This is a genomic window from Dolichospermum heterosporum TAC447, assembly GCF_024584745.1.
In the GTDB taxonomy this organism is placed as follows: Bacteria; Cyanobacteriota; Cyanobacteriia; order Cyanobacteriales; family Nostocaceae; genus Dolichospermum; species Dolichospermum heterosporum.
Window position 1 is genome coordinate 367,255 of the sequence record NZ_CP099464.1, and the last position, 18,860, is coordinate 386,114.

Annotated in this window: 15 protein-coding genes and 2 CRISPR repeat arrays; of the genes, 3 read left to right on the forward strand and 12 right to left on the reverse strand. The window is 37.8% G+C overall.

Annotated features, from left to right (window positions below):
* Positions 1-26: 26 nt before the first annotated feature.
* The 3 genes from NG743_RS01635 (at position 27) to NG743_RS01645 (ending at position 2,977) form a co-directional block, all read left to right on the forward strand.
* Entirely contained in the window at positions 27-755 is a 729-nt protein-coding gene (locus tag NG743_RS01635) for a HigA family addiction module antitoxin (protein ID WP_193963099.1), read from the forward strand.
* 156 nt (positions 756-911) lie between these two features.
* Positions 912-1,274: an ImmA/IrrE family metallo-endopeptidase gene (locus tag NG743_RS01640; RefSeq protein ID WP_035081195.1), complete on the forward strand. Its 363-nt coding sequence runs from the start codon at positions 912-914 to the stop codon at positions 1,272-1,274.
* Positions 1,275-1,614: 340 nt separating this feature from the next.
* A CRISPR array of direct repeats spans positions 1,615-2,597; the repeat unit is 37 nt; unit sequence GTTTCAATCCCTAGTAGGGAGTAAGTGAAATTGCAAT.
* Between the two features lie 197 nt (positions 2,598-2,794).
* Positions 2,795-2,977, forward strand: coding sequence for a hypothetical protein (locus NG743_RS01645; RefSeq protein ID WP_193963573.1), 183 nt, complete (start codon positions 2,795-2,797; stop codon positions 2,975-2,977).
* Between the two features lie 47 nt (positions 2,978-3,024).
* Here NG743_RS01645 and NG743_RS01650 read toward each other — a convergent pair whose 3' ends face one another.
* The 12 genes from NG743_RS01650 to cas3 all read right to left on the reverse strand — a co-directional run bounded on the left by NG743_RS01650 (position 3,025) and on the right by cas3 (position 18,832).
* Positions 3,025-3,234 (reverse strand): hypothetical protein, encoded by a 210-nt coding sequence (locus tag NG743_RS01650; RefSeq protein ID WP_257121358.1) that lies wholly within the window; start codon positions 3,232-3,234, stop codon positions 3,025-3,027.
* A 235-nt stretch (positions 3,235-3,469) separates the two neighbouring features.
* Positions 3,470-4,306 carry a viperin family antiviral radical SAM protein gene (locus NG743_RS01655; RefSeq protein WP_257121359.1) on the reverse strand — a complete coding sequence of 279 codons (837 nt, stop codon included), beginning with the start codon at positions 4,304-4,306 and terminating at the stop codon, positions 3,470-3,472.
* A 36-nt stretch (positions 4,307-4,342) separates the two neighbouring features.
* A complete protein-coding gene (locus NG743_RS01660) occupies positions 4,343-4,975 on the reverse strand; it encodes a deoxynucleoside kinase (RefSeq protein ID WP_257121360.1) in 633 nt (210 codons plus the stop codon).
* A gap of 137 nt (positions 4,976-5,112) precedes the next feature.
* Complete coding sequence (locus NG743_RS01665; protein ID WP_257121361.1) at positions 5,113-6,342, reverse strand: UvrD-helicase domain-containing protein; 1,230 nt, start codon at positions 6,340-6,342, stop codon at positions 5,113-5,115.
* A 148-nt stretch (positions 6,343-6,490) separates the two neighbouring features.
* Positions 6,491-8,961: direct repeats of the CRISPR family, unit length 37 nt; unit sequence GTTTCAGTCCCCTTGCGGGGATTAGATATGCGGAAAC.
* A gap of 210 nt (positions 8,962-9,171) precedes the next feature.
* A complete protein-coding gene (cas2, locus tag NG743_RS01670) occupies positions 9,172-9,465 on the reverse strand; it encodes a CRISPR-associated endonuclease Cas2 (RefSeq protein WP_027404186.1) in 294 nt (97 codons plus the stop codon).
* Positions 9,462-10,439 (reverse strand): type I-D CRISPR-associated endonuclease Cas1d, encoded by a 978-nt coding sequence (gene cas1d / locus NG743_RS01675; RefSeq protein ID WP_193964865.1) that lies wholly within the window; start codon positions 10,437-10,439, stop codon positions 9,462-9,464. The genes cas2 and cas1d overlap by 4 nt, the downstream gene beginning before the upstream one ends.
* A 3-nt stretch (positions 10,440-10,442) precedes the next feature.
* Positions 10,443-11,075, reverse strand: coding sequence for a CRISPR-associated protein Cas4 (cas4, locus tag NG743_RS01680; protein WP_257121362.1), 633 nt, complete (start codon positions 11,073-11,075; stop codon positions 10,443-10,445).
* Positions 11,076-11,190: 115 nt separating this feature from the next.
* Complete coding sequence (cas6, locus tag NG743_RS01685) at positions 11,191-11,985, reverse strand: CRISPR-associated endoribonuclease Cas6 (RefSeq protein ID WP_228043712.1); 795 nt, start codon at positions 11,983-11,985, stop codon at positions 11,191-11,193.
* Entirely contained in the window at positions 11,957-12,679 is a 723-nt protein-coding gene (gene cas5d, locus NG743_RS01690) for a type I-D CRISPR-associated protein Cas5/Csc1 (RefSeq protein WP_053539795.1), read from the reverse strand. Before cas5d ends, cas6 begins: the two co-directional genes overlap by 29 nt.
* Before the next feature lie 87 nt (positions 12,680-12,766).
* Positions 12,767-13,753, reverse strand: coding sequence for a type I-D CRISPR-associated protein Cas7/Csc2 (gene cas7d / locus NG743_RS01695; protein ID WP_193962364.1), 987 nt, complete (start codon positions 13,751-13,753; stop codon positions 12,767-12,769).
* Between the two features lie 12 nt (positions 13,754-13,765).
* Entirely contained in the window at positions 13,766-16,708 is a 2,943-nt protein-coding gene (gene cas10d / locus NG743_RS01700; protein WP_257121364.1) for a type I-D CRISPR-associated protein Cas10d/Csc3, read from the reverse strand.
* Between the two features lie 3 nt (positions 16,709-16,711).
* A complete protein-coding gene (gene cas3, locus NG743_RS01705) occupies positions 16,712-18,832 on the reverse strand; it encodes a type I-D CRISPR-associated helicase Cas3' (RefSeq protein WP_257121365.1) in 2,121 nt (706 codons plus the stop codon).
* Between the last annotated feature and the right edge of the window lie 28 nt (positions 18,833-18,860).

Consider the following 18,860-nt stretch of genomic DNA (forward strand, 5'->3'; position numbering starts at 1 on the left):
CACCACGCAGCAGGGGAAACAGAAATATGAACCAAAAACTAGCACCAGCAAGAGTACCAACCCCAGGCAGAATTTTAAGTCGAGAACTAGAAGCGCGGGGGTGGACACAGAAAGACCTAGCCGAAATCATGGGTCGGCCTGTGCAAACCATCAACGAAATTATTCGCGGTAATAAGCAAATTACTCCAGAAACAGCCCTGGAACTTTCCCAAGCCTTTGGGACATCACCAGAATTTTGGACAAACTTAGAAGCCAAATATCGCTTGCATTTAGCAAGTAAACAAAAAACCGAGCCAGATATAGCCCGTAAAAGCCGTTTATATACCCTTGCTCCCATCCCAGAACTGATTAAAAATAATTGGATTCCTAAAACCAATTCCTTAGATGAATTAGAGCAGCAAGTTTGTAATTTTTTAGGCATATTTTCTTTAAATGAAACCCCCAAATTAGATGTTAACTTTCGTTGCTCACAGCATTTAGAACCAGAAGAAACATCCCAAATAGTTTGGGTAAAACGAGTAGAAAACCTAGCCAAACAGCAAACCATCCCCGCTTTTAACCGTTCTCACCTAGAAGCAGCAATACCCACAATTCTCACCCATGCTGCACAACTAGAAAACATTGTACATATTCCTAAATTACTCACAGATTTAGGCGTACATTTTGTCATTGTCCCCCATCTCAGTAAAACCTATTTAGATGGTGCAGCCTTTTATTTAAACAATAATCCCGTTGTCGCCTTAGAGGGTGTTTGAAAAGTTTTTAATGTATAAACAGACCCCTCTCCAAACCTCTCCCCGAAGCGGGGAGAGGCTTTGAAAACCCCCTTCCCTCGTAGGGAAGGGGGCAGGGGGGTTAGGTTTTTGGAGATTATCGGTTTCATCTAATACTTTTAAAACATCCTCTTAACATTGAGATATGACAGAATTGACTCATTTTGGTTCACACTCCTGCATGAATTAGCGCATATTGTTCTCGGACATCAAGGAGCTTATTTAGATAATTTAGAAGCATTAGCAGAAAATGAAGAAGAACAAGCAGCTAATCAACAAGCAGCCCATTGGTTAATAGAAACTCAAGCCTTAAACAACTTTGTTAGCAAAACTGGAAAATTCTTTTCACGCCGTGCAGTTGAAGAATTTGCCCAAACACAACACCGACATCCAGGTATTATTTTAGGGCGGTTACATCATGAAGAAATAGTTCCGCAAAAAAATCTCAGAGCATTACTTGTAAAAGTAAGTCCCTTGTTAGAACAATGGATTGATAAATAATTGAGAGATATTTGATGTTTTGATTTTTCGGTAGACCTTATGTAAGTTAGATGCTGAAACACCGTAGTCTCGTTCACAGAGGTAGAAATTACGATTAACGTAAAAGCCACAACCTTTGATGTTGTTTGCAAATTTTTAATTCACATAAGGCATTGGGTATAAAATATAAAAGGGTCTTGAGGAGCGTTTTTGAAGTGTTGACCCTTAGCTAAATTGTACCACAAATGTTTCTTGACAGGCAGAGTTTACATATTTACTGATTTTAGCTAATCCGACTTTTTTCTCTAACTACGTTGTAGATTGTTCCTCGACACCATCTTCTCCGTAGTTTCAGTCCATGGTTTCAATCCCTAGTAGGGAGTAAGTGAAATTGCAATTTGTATTTTATCCACCTCGTTTAGTGCATTCTGTTTCAATCCCTAGTAGGGAGTAAGTGAAATTGCAATCGCCGTAAGTTGGTGACAAATTTTGAAATCGACATTAAAGAGTTTCAATCCCTAGTAGGGAGTAAGTGAAATTGCAATAGTAAAGGTGAGGAAAAGGATACATTTAAAAAATTGTTTCAATCCCTAGTAGGGAGTAAGTGAAATTGCAATCTTTATTCTATTGATGATGATAGTGATGATAAGAGTTTCAATCCCTAGTAGGGAGTAAGTGAAATTGCAATTGACGCTTCCCAAAGTTAAAAAACTATATTTTCTCCTGTTTCAATCCCTAGTAGGGAGTAAGTGAAATTGCAATATTGATAAAAGGTGAGCTAACTTATCTCCTTTTGTTTCAATCCCTAGTAGGGAGTAAGTGAAATTGCAATAAAAATATCTCTCTCCAGTTTTATTATATCTGTCGTTTCAATCCCTAGTAGGGAGTAAGTGAAATTGCAATGCGACTCTAGGTTTTCTTCCCTTACCTAAGTTTAATTGTTTCAATCCCTAGTAGGGAGTAAGTGAAATTGCAATTATTGCCTTCCGGCAGACGGGATGTAAATAGTCTGGGGTTTCAATCCCTAGTAGGGAGTAAGTGAAATTGCAATACGGTCTAAAAGTGATTGTTAGTTTACGCAAAGTTGTTTCAATCCCTAGTAGGGAGTAAGTGAAATTGCAATATTACTTCTTTCAGATTGGACAAACTTAGGACTATTCAGTTTCAATCCCTAGTAGGGAGTAAGTGAAATTGCAATTAATTTATAAACTTTAATTATTAATAGTATGCCCGTTTCAATCCCTAGTAGGGAGTAAGTGAAATTGCAATTTATGCTATCTTTTTCAGGGTCAATGTTTCGTTCTAATGTTTCAATCCCTAGTAGGGAGTAAGTGAAATTGCAATCGCGGGGTGCTGAAAGCCTATATATATGTAGTTTTCAAGGTTCAGTTGCGCGGATGCTCTTATGATAATCCATTTCAAGAAAAGTGTCAAGGAGTAAAATAGCTGAAACTCTTGCTGTGCAAGGTGCGCGGATGGGTGAACTCCATGAACTGTATGAAAAGCTTGTGTAGACATGATTTCAGGCATTTTTTGAGAAATTGAATTTTTTACACCCACCCCCTCGCGCATTAAGCGAAGAAAATCGTCTGATCGCTTCTCTCAATAATTTGGCAGGGGCGATGTCTACGAAGGGAGAAGCGAACTGCTTGCAGCAGCGAATAGCGATCGCCTGGGTTTTCCTCAAGAATTGTGGGCGATCGCTAGGAATCATATTTTGTTAGAGTTGTGTAAATATTACAATTTCATTGCTCATATTTTTATTGAATCTTTATAGAAGATGAAAGTGTTCAAAAGCTTCTCTAATTAATGGCAATCTATCTAGAGGACAAGGATAAACTCTTGGTTTTCCTTTAGAACTGCGTTGAGATGCTTTAAGTGGAAGTCCTAACTGTTCTTTGGCATGAGCAATCCAACAGGTTTTAACTGTGACCTGATATTTAGTTTTGATGTAATCCTGGAGTTGCTTGTAAGTAGTCATACTTGAGAATTGATATCACCTAATTTGTAAGTCTGTGTCTGCATAGTAAATACTCCGTTATTTTTTGACATTTCTTCTCATATATAAACAGCGATCGCTTGTTTTCCTTAATAATTTGGGATTATTTTGAAATAACCAATATGCCATTACTTTTTTTCCTTGAGAAGTTGGTGGGGGGCGGGGGCGATGCCTATGGCGAGGGGGCGATCGCTGATGGTGATTGACCTGGTGCTAACTATTTCCAAGAGTAAATACCACCCCGACGTAAAAAAGCATCTGTGTTCCAACCAACTTGAGTGAAGGCAGCATTTACACCCACTTCTAAAATTGGTGAACTGTATGAATGCCCCTTCTTGGTTTTGGTAATGTTGTAAAACTGCCCTTGTGGATTAACCATGATGTAGGAATCTTTCATCAAGTCATTTGATTCTGGAATAACTTGAAATCCTTCATTTATCAGAGGTTGGTGTCGTTCAACAAATTCTTGAAACTGTTGTGGTGATATCAGCAGTTCCTCAACGCTACCATCATTTTGACCCTGTACTGGTAACACTTGAAAGATTTTCCATCGTTCTGGACGCACCCGCCTGACAAAATCTGACATATTTTCTTGAAAATTTAAGCCTGTAACTACTGTATTAAGTTTAATGCGGATACCATATTGATGTAACTTATCAAATAAAGCAATTGATTGTATTACATGATTACCATTCCCCCGTCCTAAATCCTTTTGGACTGCTTCTGAAGCAGAATCTACCGACAATGCAACCCAATCAATTTCATGAGCGTGTTTTTCTAGCAATTCAGTCATTCTCGCACCATTACTCACAAGACTGGTTATAAATCCCAAACGATGCGATTCAGCTACAAGTTCGCCAATGTTAGGGTGTAGTGTTGGTTCTCCCCCAGCAAAGTTAAGTTTCTCTGCTCCTGCCTCACGTAATAAGAAAAGAAGATGTTTAGCATCATTTAAAGTTAAAGCTCCTTCGATATCAGGAAAAGTAGCAAAACAAAATCGGCAATGATAATTGCATGGTTTCCACAGATGAAAATTTACAGAAATTGGTTTCATGATAATTATTTTTGATAAATCAAAATTTGAAGTTAGCTAATTTACATCAAAATTTATAGACTTTATTATCGGTATACTTTCGCTAATTTTGTATAGTTCGCAGCACAAATTAGAATATGCTTGCTCAGGATTTGAATTAGTTGTATCAATTTGTATGATTGGTATATTAACTAATGCAAATATACGTTTGTATGATTCATCAAGATTATATTCAAGAGAAACTTTATCGCCATACCATTGCATAGGAACTTTCTCACTTCGTTGGATAATACGCTGGTTAATTGTTGACTGGGATGCTGTTACATAAACAATGACATCAGGGAGTAAAAATTCTTGTTCTGATTGCAGGATATGTAGATAAGAAGACAAGTCCTGTTTCATCAACAGACTATGATAAGCAAGAGTAGAAAACACATATCTATCAGCCACAACTCCTAAATTATTCAATTTTATTCTGTATTCATAACTACGTAAAATGTTACACAAACTATAAAAATGGAATGTGCTAATTGGGGAATTAGTTGCGGCTATTTGCTTCTGTAAAGAAATTAATTCAGGTGGTATGCTACCGTAATAATTAAAATTTTGCTGCTTTGCAAATAGTTCTGCTAAGGTGGTTTTACCAGCCCCGTCTAATCCTTCAAATGCTAAAAAAGGAAACTTTTTCATTAGTTACAATTATCTCAATAAAAATATAGGACTTCAGGTTGATTACTGAAAAGCTTTTTACTTTGCTATTGCGTTCTCCTAAGAATGAAGTGAGCAATGCTTATGGAGATTCCTACGGAGTGCTTCGCTATCGCAAATTAGTCTTCACTTTCTAATTGTGGTGGGGAGTTCAAAGCATTTTCCATCAAGTCAACAACAGAGTTTTTAGTGTCATATAAAATCACCAAATGCTCCCTTGCCCTAGTCATAGCCGTGTAAATCCCGGCTTTTTCTTGGAAATCTGCATCGGGATCATGGGGGAATTCATTAGCCATGTCTAAACCAGCAACAATAACCGCATCAAATTCAACACCTTTGAGGGCATTCCAAGAGTCAACAATTACAAAGGGTCTATCTACCACATTCATGTTTCTATCTGTAGAACCTCTGGGGGCGTGATGTTGAATATTCAGTTTTAACAATTCTGCACTAATTAAATTTTTGAGTTGCCAATTTTGTGGATGTACTAAAACACCAATGGAAGATTCTTTATAACTTGATAATGCTAATTTAACTTGTTGGGCAATTGTTGAAGACATTTCATGATTGGAAACTTGTAATAGTAAAGGTTGAATATTTGAACTTCTGGATTTTTTGGTTTTCGGTTCAATAATATCCCCAATTCTACCTCCAGCTTGTTCTTTTTTGGACACTTTTATGTTAGCATCAGACAATGATGTAAGTATAAAATGCCAAGCCAATTCAAGAATTTCTGGGGAGTTTCTATAATTAACATCGAAGATTTGAGAACGACCTACAACATCAATTCCCAGTTTACGCCATGACCAATTTTGTTTTCTTCTATGAGACTGACCATAAACAGACTGAGTGTTATCATAAACAAAAAAGAGAGAGTTGGTATCGTTATCTAATACTTCTAAAATAGCCCTAAACCACTCATCATAAAAATCTTGGGCTTCATCTATTAAAATGGCTTGGTATTGTAAATGTGATTTTTGAGCTAAATCTATAATTTGCAGTCTTAGTGTATCATTCCTATCAAACTTATAATCATAATTTAGTTTATTATAAGCCCAACTATGAAATGTATTACAGGTAACTTGTTTTTGGATACCTTTTTCTGCTAGTTTTGAGGTAAGCCAACCATTCATGAAACGATTGTAACTAAGAATCAAAATATCATCATATTCATCAATAATTTTCTCAACTCTGTTTCTCAATACTAAGGATTTACCAGAACCAGCAATACCCCGAACAAGTCCATGTCCTTTGGTATTCATATTTTTGACTTTGGTTTGCTCTTTGTCTAAATCTTCTCTGATTAACCTTTGATTAATAGTCTGTTGAAAATCTATCCATTGACCCATGTTCTTAGTCCAGTGTGTATAACATTAATAACAGTATTTTATTACCACTTAACATTACTTAATTGTTATGTTCTAGATAATTACTGATTTCAAAAGTCAGCTTTTTACATTATACAAATCACTGGAAGATACCTCTTCCAATTGGTTAGTTTCAGTCCCCTTACGGGGATTAGATATGCGGAAACTACTATCATCTATCAGTTCAGTTAATGGCGTAGCAATATTAGGTTTCAGTCCCCTTGCGGGGATTAGATATGCGGAAACTCTTCACCGGAAGTTGTACGGAATGATGATTAAACTGGTTTCAGTCCCCTTGCGGGGATTAGATATGCGGAAACAATAAATTCCTTAGAGGATTTAGATATATCTGGCAAGTTTCAGTCCCCTTGCGGGGATTAGATATGCGGAAACTATCCATGCCCAACTTCACCCTATGCGATCTTTGATGTTTCAGTCCCCTTGCGGGGATTAGATATGCGGAAACAACCAAATCAGAGACTTATTTGTAGCAGCCATTGGTTTCAGTCCCCTTGCGGGGATTAGATATGCGGAAACATAAAACTGTCAACAGATGTACAAGAAAATATTAAGTTTCAGTCCCCTTGCGGGGATTAGATATGCGGAAACAACTCAATAGTCTGTACTTTGCAAGGAGTAAGGTTAAGGTTTCAGTCCCCTTGCGGGGATTAGATATGCGGAAACGAATATCCGCAAAACGTCAAACATTATCAAGTAGTAACGTTTCAGTCCCCTTGCGGGGATTAGATATGCGGAAACCACAAAAATGAGTACGGTTATGAGCATGAAGGATCTGTTTCAGTCCCCTTGCGGGGATTAGATATGCGGAAACTTTAGAGATATGTTTCCTAACGCCAAGGTGCTATGCGCGTTTCAGTCCCCTTGCGGGGATTAGATATGCGGAAACACCAAGAAATACATTGACATCTTTGTAGAAGATATGTTTCAGTCCCCTTGCGGGGATTAGATATGCGGAAACTACCCCATTCTTCTTTTTGGTGAAAACCATTCGCCAGTTTCAGTCCCCTTGCGGGGATTAGATATGCGGAAACCATGACAGAATTATTTAAGCGGTATTCCGCTATTGTTTCAGTCCCCTTGCGGGGATTAGATATGCGGAAACAGGTATTCTATCTATGTCTAAAGAACAAGATAAAACGTTTCAGTCCCCTTGCGGGGATTAGATATGCGGAAACTCAGTGAATACTTTACCCACCTTAAATGTGGAGAACTGTTTCAGTCCCCTTGCGGGGATTAGATATGCGGAAACAGGGGCTTCTGAGTTGGATTTAACACAGTTAAGGTTTTGTTTCAGTCCCCTTGCGGGGATTAGATATGCGGAAACTCTGTATATCCATTTAGTAAAGCCCATTCTTTAAAGTTTCAGTCCCCTTGCGGGGATTAGATATGCGGAAACAGAACTACTTGACGGTTGCTGTCCGGGTTGTAATGGTAGTTTCAGTCCCCTTGCGGGGATTAGATATGCGGAAACACTAAACTTGGTGCGGTGGTAGTTAAACCATTTAAGTTGTTTCAGTCCCCTTGCGGGGATTAGATATGCGGAAACCTAACAGTGAAACAGGAACTATACGCGCTAGGAGCTTTGGTTTCAGTCCCCTTGCGGGGATTAGATATGCGGAAACCCTGAGTAACCCGACAATCAACCCTAAAACCTTTTCTTGTTTCAGTCCCCTTGCGGGGATTAGATATGCGGAAACCTAAGACAGCTTCTAGTAACCATTTAACATAGTCAGGTTTCAGTCCCCTTGCGGGGATTAGATATGCGGAAACTTTATCCTCTGAGCAAGTCGTTGAATATGTAGATGGCGTTTCAGTCCCCTTGCGGGGATTAGATATGCGGAAACACCCAGGCAAAATACAATGAGTGCATTGATTAATGTGTTTCAGTCCCCTTGCGGGGATTAGATATGCGGAAACCTTATCAACTCGGTCGTAAAACTACTGTTTATAAAAGTTTCAGTCCCCTTGCGGGGATTAGATATGCGGAAACCCCCAAAAACCCTTGCACACCCTGACCGATATTTCCGTTTCAGTCCCCTTGCGGGGATTAGATATGCGGAAACTTGAGACTTTCCCCTATTGGCAGATTGACCGTCAAGTTTCAGTCCCCTTGCGGGGATTAGATATGCGGAAACAAAAGATTCTTTATTGGCGATCGCTAAACTAGCACGGTTTCAGTCCCCTTGCGGGGATTAGATATGCGGAAACATTTTTTTTGGGAAATCTCTTGACATATCTATAGTGTTTCAGTCCCCTTGCGGGGATTAGATATGCGGAAACGATAAACCAACATTCTTAATTAGTTCTAGAGTTGCCGTGTTTCAGTCCCCTTGCGGGGATTAGATATGCGGAAACCAACTAACACTCCTCCAACTAACACTCCTCCAACTTCTAGTTTCAGTCCCCTTGCGGGGATTAGATATGCGGAAACTTTCTAATCTGCCTGGGCATTTCTGCATGACCGCAAAGTTTCAGTCCCCTTGCGGGGATTAGATATGCGGAAACAATCCAGAACTTGAAGCAAGCGAATTGAATTATTAAATGTTTCAGTCCCCTTGCGGGGATTAGATATGCGGAAACCCCGCCGTCTGAAACATAAACTGGGGGCGGAATCCAGAGACGATTTTGGCGGACCTTTCAAAAAACCTTATTACAGGCTTCGGGTCAAGCACAAACTGAAACTAATGAAACGCTGAAAGTATTTAGTTGTCAAGGTTCTGGCTGTTTGGCGAATCTCCAGGGTTTTTGACCCCGCTTTAGGTCTGCCAAAAATTTAATCTCACCTATCAATTATATAATGATAGCCTGTTCTTGTCTAGGGATTTCCGAACCATAGGTAATAGTTCTTCTCACACTCCCAGCATCCAACACATACATTCTAAGAGAATCTTCATCAGACTTGATCAGTTTTTCTATCTTGGTTTGCAACTGAGCAAATTGTACAGCAGTCAAAAAGCACTCAAATACACTGTATTGGGTCCACTTACCATAACCACTCAACATTTTATGTAAACGAGTCCGACGTTTATTGGCTGCTTTATTGTCAGGTAAATCATAAATAATCAGATAAAACAGTGTAGTCATCTTAATGATAAAGGTTTGTAGGGAATACCTTCTTGTAAATGACGACTCAGTAACCGTGCTTGTAATTCTATTGCTCGTCTGTAGGTACAACGATAATCAAACAGTGGGTGTTTAAATTCATCATTCATTTTTTTGTCAAAAGCTTGCAAGAATGTTTTTTTTGCATTGTCCTTTAAGCGATAAGCACCCAAACTTTCGTTAAAATCTTCGGGTTTAATTTCGTGTTTATGCAATAATGACAGTACCAAATTATCAGCAATCAAAGCTCGAAATTCTTCCATTAAATCTAACACCATTGCCGGCTGACCATGATGAACTTCGTGGAGATAGCCAATATAAGGATCTAATCCTGCCACATGAACACCAGCCATAACTTGACCTTGCAATAAAGCATAGGCAAAACTGAGTAAGGAATTAACAGGGTCAGTAGGTGGACGGCGATTTCTGCCATTAAAAGTCCATTGTTTACCTATCATTCTTTGCCAACAAGCAAAATATTCCCTAGCTGCTAAACCTTCCACACCACGAACTTGATCTATATTTTGTTGAGTTTTAACTAAAATTTTCCGTTCTTTGAGCAGATTATCCTTTTCATTATGTCGGTACAAGACATTATATTGATTATGGATCTTTGCACTAACAATTGCCTTAACTAATTCCAAACGCCGCACAGGATCATGATAAACTGCATATTGTGCTAATCTCAATTGACCATTCCGAGAAGACTTAGGTAAAGCTGAACCCAAGTATTTACCAAAGGTAGAAAGATAATGCACTGGCATTCCCAATTCTAAAGCATAGACAAAAGCATCGCCGGTGACTTGGGGATTACCCATCAAAATAACTTCGTCTACTGTTTGAGCCGCAACTTTTTGTTTTTTCCAAGAACCGTCTTCTTGTTTCAAAGCTACTTGAAAAGCTTCATAATCTTTGCTTAAAACAGCATCAGGTTGAATGATATAAAGAGTAGGCATAATTTAATATTCTTGACGTTGTAATTGTTTGACTTCAAAAGGTAAACAAATTCCTTGCAGACTACATGATTGACATTTTTTAGGATGGTCAATAGGTGCTGGCATTTTGTTTTGACTTGCAACATGAGCGAGGGCTATAGCTTGTTCTGTCATTTGCCTTAATTGCGGTGTAAATGCCACAGTTTGTCTTCTACGATTGGCATGATAAAATATTTCACCATAGGTAATTGTGCGACCTGTGCGTTCTTCTAAACATAAAGCCGCTGCACAAACTTGAAAATGGTCATTTAGGTGTTGTGCCATCTTGCCTTTTTTGTATTCCACAGGCACAAGTTGACCATCATATTCTTCGACAGCATCAATAATCCCAGAAACTTTGAGGCGTTCTGACCACACCCATTGTTGTTGATGAATTAGGGTTTCTCCTTCTTGAAAAGTCCCTTCTTCGTTAATATTGCGGTGGACATGACGACCTAAAATAATATGTTCATTTTCCGCCATTTCACCTAATATATATTCGAGGTAAAATCGTCGAGGACAATATTCCCAGGCATTGAGATAAGCTAATGGTAAATAATCTTCATTCATTTTATTTGGTAATGGGTAATGGGTAATTTCTCGTTTTCTCATTCCCATACTCTGTATGGGAATGAATTCTAGAAGGCTCTGCCTTCAATAACAGCAGAGGCAGAGCCTCTGTGATAGCATTCCCAGTCAGAGACTGGGAACGAGATATGGGTAATGGGTAATTCTAAATTCTTACTTGTCCCATACCCATAGCTGTTTTCCGTCCGACTCCAGAAAAGACAGCGAAGTTAGCTAAAACAGTGGCAATTCTGGCTTGTTCGGGGTCTGGAAACCGATATTTTACCCAGCCGACCGTACCAATTTCTGCACCAGCTTCCATCTTCAAAGCATGAGTTTTCAGTTCAAAAGCAGAAACTAAACCCTGCCATTCAACTTGAGGAAATTGTAATTCTGTGGGTGCAAATCTATTCCAACGACGGAGTAAACTGTTAAATACTAAATCGGGTAATGGAAAAGGTTGGATATTTTGATTCTGTTTAAAACTGGTGGGAGAGAGAAATTGCAAAGTGATATCACTAGAGACTGATGTATTTGCCAATATGGTGTAATCAGAGGAATCTACTAGAGGATGAGTCCCTGGTAGTGAATAAATACTACGAATTACAAAGGGGCATTTTCCTAAATAAATAGATTTATTGTGGGAAGATTCTATACCCTGTAGCAAAGGTTGAATTAAATTACTATCTAAAAGAGAGATCCGAACAACAAAATCATCACCTAGTTGTATACCTTGTTTGCGACGATAACCAATTAATCCTGATAAACTCAAAGGTGATTCTTGACTATCATGAACTGCCGTTGCTATTTGTGCATCTCCTAAACTTAACCATTGCATAACTTGAGCATGAATCGCTCTACCTAATGTAGTGGGAATAGTGCTTTCACTAGCAGCACCTAATTGAATTACTAAACTTTGTAAAGTCATAATTTTAGGAAGATACAACTGTACTTGCGCCATAAGCTACTCCCACAGGTAAACAAGTTTTATCGGGTAATTCATAATAATCTCCAGTTAGTTGAGCTTGACTAACTAAACTTGCTGGGGGCATAACAATTCGGTTGTAAAGCAATAATTTGGTTGATGAGGACAAATCCAAAGGATTTAAAGGATGCTTGGTAATATATTGTCCTGATTTTTCTTTGATATCTGTAATTTCCCTCTTTTCAATTCTTATTTTAGATGACCATTTACCTAATCTAATCCACCTGGGAATTTTGATAGTTTCATGAGCTATAATATAAGTCTTATAGTGACTACCTACAGCCAATTCTTTAGCCCTTCCATAGTTAACAGGGTAATTGCGTTTTGCTCCTTCACCACCAAATTGTGCAGATTTACCATAATAGGAAACTTGGGCGGCTTTAAAAGTGTTTACTTGATATGACCAAGTAATCGGTAAAGCCGGAAAAACATAAATCCCAGCTTCATTTAGATGTAAAAGATTTTGTTCTTGACTAGAATCTAAATAACTGGGTTTTTGGGCATTTATACCTTTTAGGCGATAAGGTCTAGGAATATACGCAGTTTCAAAAAAGGCAAAACTCAACGCCCAATTGTGCAGATATTTCTCAGTTTCGTAGAGAATACCCATTTCCCGACTTGCAAAAAAAACATTATCATGCAAAGTTAAATCACATTGGTAGAAAATCATATTATTCAAAAGTTGTTAATTTAAAAATTGTAGGTTGGGTTAAGCAAAGCGAAACCCAACATTACCGACAAGCTTGATTTTTTAACTCTATTTACCTTTGCCTTTTTTAGCTACAGCACCGTAAGTTTCAGCATAGGTTTTGGTTTGTTGATATAGCGTTGTTAGGGTATTTTGCAAAGCGGTTTCATTTTGATAAATAGCTAAAGTTTCACCTAATAAATCAGTTAATTGAGAACCCATAATTACTTGAGTTTTCCGTACTGGTTCTTGATTGAGTAAATTAGTTGTCACTTCTGCTGCTTTGGCAATAATATCTACAATTGGTGCATTGATATCTGGTTTCAACGCATCATACAATGCCTGAGTTAAATGTAAATTACTAAAGATTTCACCATCACATAAAACAATACCAATAATATGATTTGACATTGTTCCTGTCCGTGATTCCTGTGCGCCATAACGACGGGTTCGCATTAGATTTCCTAACACATATAGAAAGCCTTCAAATGTAGGGTCACGGAGGGTTTCTACAGTGGGGAATGTGATTTCTGGGAGAACATGGTCTAATTCATTAATTGCACTTCGCATTACCCCTTGTTCACTCATAGTACCCCCTTCAAAAGGAGCATTAAAGGTAAAACTACGGTGAGATTGTTCATAAGAACTCAGCGAAAAAGCGGAATCCGAATAAACTTTAGAACGCTCTGAACCACTATCACCAATAGCAAAACCGTAGATAATACAATCTGGGCATTTTTTGCAGGAGTTTTCACCGTTGTATTCACAGAATTTATCTGTTTCTTTGGAGTTACCACTGGTTAAATTGAGAGAACGTAATAATTCCCTTCCTCCCAATCGTTCTGGTGTAATTTGCTTACGTTTGAACATTACCAAACGACTGATAGGTTCTTTCGCTTCTAAACCAGCTTGAGTTCGCGCAGTATTGAGAACGCCATCAGTTTGAAACACCGGAAAAGATTGACTGTGGCGTAACATGATAAAGTGAATATATTTGCCAGATGCTAACCGGGGAAAAGCAGGATGAAATTCGGATTTTAGTGTGGTTAAGTTCATGTTTTCTATTCCTTATGATTCAGGTTTTTCAGTATTTTTTGATTGCAAAGCTGACCAACGATAGGCAAATTCAACCCCGGATTTAATGCGGTTGCGGTTTTCTTGGAGCAGTGCGCGATCGCCTTTATAAAGTCCCAGAAATAAATCATCAACACAGGTAGTCATGAACTGGTGAATCGCCATTAATTCCTGACTTTTGCGGGTATTAATATCTACAGATTTATCTAGTAAATAGGGACGTTTGTAAGCTTCTTGACGTTCTAAGGCATCATGAAGTTGTCCAGCACCCTGAAGGATGATATCTTCCCGGTGAATATGTTCAGGAACTGTCAGAATTACCTCTAAAGATTTAGAGATAGGTAACAGGATTGCATGACTGGATTCACCTAAATTGACTTGATAAAATTGACGATATTCTGTAACAATGCGCTGGATTAATTTCAATTTGTCTTGCATATTTGTGTCTCCTTTTACCCAGGTTTGGGCATAATTCCAAATTTTTTGTACATCATCTTTTGTTGGTTCTTTTGTAGGGTTACGAAATCCCTCATTAGCAATTGCAAAGATATTTAAAACATCAGTTACTAAATCCCTGACGGTGCCATTCAATGCTTGCCAACGAGCATCGGGTTTTTTACTACGGTTATCCAAATGCAAACTGTAGGCTATTAATAGTCGGTTTAATGCAGGTGATAAATCTTGTATTCTCAGATTTTGAGGTGTACCAAATAACTGCCAAAAACCTGCTGCACCATCTAAAATTGCAGATTCAGAAAACTCTTGATCACTGGCATAAAGTGGATCAGGACTGCTAGTAGCAACGACTTTTACACCCAATAGAAGAGGCAACGCTAAAGTCAAATAAATAGGCTCTACCCAAGCATCGGTAACGGTTTTTCCTCTGGTGGTGGTGTAAGTCATAGCCATAAACGGCAAATCTTTGGTCGAATAATTCCTTGAAAATCTCCCTGCTTCTGATTCTTCTCGCCAAGGTAAATTTTGCAGTCCGTCGTGGTGCATTCCCGCATCTAACCAATGTTTGCGGACTTCCCAAAGATTAACTCGTTTAAATTCTTGGACTAATGCTTTTACAGCCCTAGCAACTTGGGGAGAGTAAACATAAGCTGGGAATATATAAAGAAATACTGGTTGTTGTTCTTCTAGTTTCCCTGGTGGTGCAGCCCAAATAGCTTGACGTAAGAGCATTTCCAATGCCCAAATTTTAGATATACCTCGTTTAATGCGTCCTCCACCCAAAGCATTTTTATTACTATATTGTTGAGGTTTAAACAACACTACAGTATCTAATTGTTCTTCGGCTTGTGATTCACCACTACTCAAAGAACAAATAGGTTGATTGGTGACTTTAGCATTGGAGTATGCAGCTAATTCATTAGCAAACTCACTGGCCTGATGGTTAGGGCAAATTTCTAGGTATTGACCTAAATATTTAATAAAAGCCTCATGGGTAGGATTCGCTGTTTCCTTGAGCAATGCGTTTTCAGTTGCCCAAGTTGCTAGTTTATTACTTAATTCTTGCAGATATTCTCTTATTTGTTGTTCATCTAAAGTTGCATGAGCCGCAATATAATGAGCCGCAACTTGATACCAACCATAGTTTACTCCTCCAGATTGTACCTGTGTTTGTTCTGGGGTGATCTGATTTTGTAATTCTAAGGTTGTCAAAATCCAAATTATATAATCTTGAGAACCTTCAAAAAACTCTCTTTGTGTCAGGATAATTAACTCTGCTAATCGGTCAGCCCGAATATCTGCACCTTTTAATAAAAAAGTTCGTTCTGTATCATTGAGGGTTAATTTTTCTAATCGTTTGGGTGTGGCAGGAACTTTAGCATTGGCAACTTTAACTTGCACGACTTCAGGAAGCAATCGAATCAAATCACCAGAACTGAATAATTCTAAAGTTTGTGGGGCAATTTTTACACCCTTACCATCACGAACAAAACCAACATCACCACTTTGAAAATATGCGGCTAATCCTTTTTGATTATTTTCTTCATCTCCATAAATTAAATTTTCCCAAACGGCTGTTTGAATCTCTGTTAAGTCTGGTATATCTGTATTAGATGGTGCTAAATAAATCACCCCTTGGGCAAAACATAGAATTTCTTCCCAACCTAATTGACGCGCAAAATTAACAACAGCATTATGAATTTGATTGGTAATTAATCCCCGACAATCTCGCAGACGATGATAAACTAACTTTTTGGGGATATTTAACCAATATAAATGATCTCGTAAGCGATCGCCTTTGGTACTGGTAACAATTTCTGCTGGGTCTGATATATGCACTGCAACATCACCAAAAGCGAGTAAATGGCGCAAAACATCATTTAAACGACGGTCATCTATAGTAAATTCTCGTTGGTCATTTTCCCAATTAGAAATTACAGGATTGCTGTCAACACTGAATTGTGTATTTTGGGCTAAAAATGCTATTTCTAATAAATATTTTGGCCATTCTTCCCAAAACTCTTGAAAGTTTAATTTAGTCCCTAAATCTCGACACAAGTTAATAATGTCATCAATTTCGTGAGCTTTTGGTGGTGGTTGTTCCTCTCCCTGACCTCGCACATATTTATTATAATCGTGCAAGGTCAAACCCAAACATAATAACTTTTTTTCAACAGGTTGTAATTGTAAATTTTGAGGTAAATGAACACTTAAATTCCATGCTGTTAACAGTCCATTGAGAACATGAACTAATAAACTTTGGTCAGATTTATTTGCCCAGCGTTTAGCATTTTCTTGGGCGTACTTATCCCCCTGCTTAACTAAATTTTGATAATGTACGATTTCTGAACCACCCATAGCCGGAATGAGTCCAAATTCCCTTTCCATTGCTGGTAATATTGTCTCAATAAATGACCGTAAGATTGGATCTGTATCTTCTAGTAATGTTTCAATCAGTAATGTTTGCAATAGAGTAGGCATAGTTTAAAAAATGTAAGGTTTACTTCTTTCACAAGGTTTGATTTTCCATTTAACGGCTTCTAATAACAAAGCATCTTGATTAAAAGCACAAGCATGAAATTGTCCATCTGCATCTTTGAGTCGGTATAATCCAAAGGTATGACTTAAATAAAGATTCCGAGTAATTTCCCAATGACTATTAGCTTGAGAGCGATTTACTTGTACTAAAAATGCTAATAGTTTTCTATTTTTTAAACAACGACTAACTTCTGTTTGTGGGTGTCCAGTAATACTCAATTTATCAATAAAAGAAAGAGTACATTGTTTGAGTTCGTCATTGAGGCGATCGCATTCCAAACCAACGGGAAATCTGGTATCAGACCAGCGTTGGATTTTGAGGTAAACTTGAATATATTTATCAGGAAATTCTGTGTGGGGATGATTAGCCTGTTTTGCAGCTTTTAAGAAATCATCTCTATCAACTATTTCAACTTCAGCCCAGGGTAACAATTTCAATAAATCATAGGTGTAAAACCGTCCTTGATCCCACACTGCGGCTTGTAAATCAGAACCACCCCTAAATCGTAATAGTTCTTCTTGTACTGCTTTACCAACTCCGGTTTTATCGTTACTAAGAGCATACCAATGTCCACGTTTTTTATCTAGTTGTTCACCGTAAACAAGACGTAAATCTTCAGCTATTTTATCTTGTAATGGTTGCATTACTCCTTGTTTTTTATTACTCATGCTGAATAACATTCCCTGTGCTTGTAATGCCCCCCAATAATTGCGGTATTGTTCAAAATCTTTGGTAGGATTAAACACTTCTTCAATGATTTCTCGGAACTGAAGACGGTCATATTCTGAATTAGTTAATTTTTCCTCTAACCTAGATTTAATCCAAGGAGTACGACTAGATAAAAGCACAAAAGCTTGATAATCAGAAAATCCTGCATGACGACCAAGACGACCTAATCTTTGAATAATGGTGGCTGAATCACTGGCTTCAAAAATTAGTAAATGAATTCTAAAATCAACACCTACATCAACTGCTGAAGTTCCCACAACTAATACAGGTTTATCAGCATCTTTCAAGGCTGTGTGAGTTACAGACCTTTCTTGTCTATCAATACGTCCACTGACTTCACAAACGATAATATCAGGTATTAATTTTTGTAATTCTCTAACTGTTCTACTTACCAAAGCCACAGAGTTAAGAATAATTAAACCCCGTCCTCTACCTTCTATTTGTAGAATATTACGAATATTTGGAGCTTGTTGAGTCAGCCAAGTTAGAGAATCACTATCTTGTTCTAATGGAATAAACTCTAAATTTACTGCTTGACATATTTGACGATAACCAGGAGTAGGTTGACTAAAATAATCCCCAGCTATTTCTTTAACTTTAAATCCAGATTGTTTGAGCTTTTTAATAAAATCTGGTTTGGGAGTTGCAGAAGTAAACAGAAACTTCATCGGTCGTCTTTTAGGACGATTATGACGAATTAATAATAAACTGTTGAGAATAGCTGCTTCCTGATGTACGCCAAAAATATGGAACTCATCAGCTATATATAAATCAAGATTCCTAGCTAAAATAATTGGTAATTCTGCTCGATTATAAGCTGGGTTTTGATAACGAAAATGCGTAACTAAATGAAAAATATCAGGGTTGGTAAGAATCACATATTTTTGTTTAAAGATAAATAGTAATTCTTTAAACTTATTACTCTTTTCTCCTTGTTCAACCAATTGAGCTAACTTTGCACCATAGAGACTATCTACTCCATCAATTCCCTGTGGATTAAACTGCTCAAAATAACCATAAATCTGTCTTTCTTGGTCTGTTACTAACTCAATGGTTGGGTATAGTCCAATTACCCTCAACCAATTATTGAGCAATGATGCTAAATAAGCAGCTAATGATTTACCGTCTCCTGTAGCAGATTTATTAAAGATAATGTTAGCGTCACTGTTGGTAATTGCAGCATAAGTTTCTGCTTGATGGGAAGATAAAGGACAATGATCACCTTCTCCAAAGTTGGGTGCTTGTTGTTTAACCTTGCAGGTTTGGATACATTGCAAAGGACAAGTACCGACCCCCGGATTCAATTTTGAGTATTGGGGAAGTAAAGAAACTTTCACAATAGGGTAATATGTAACTTGGTATTAG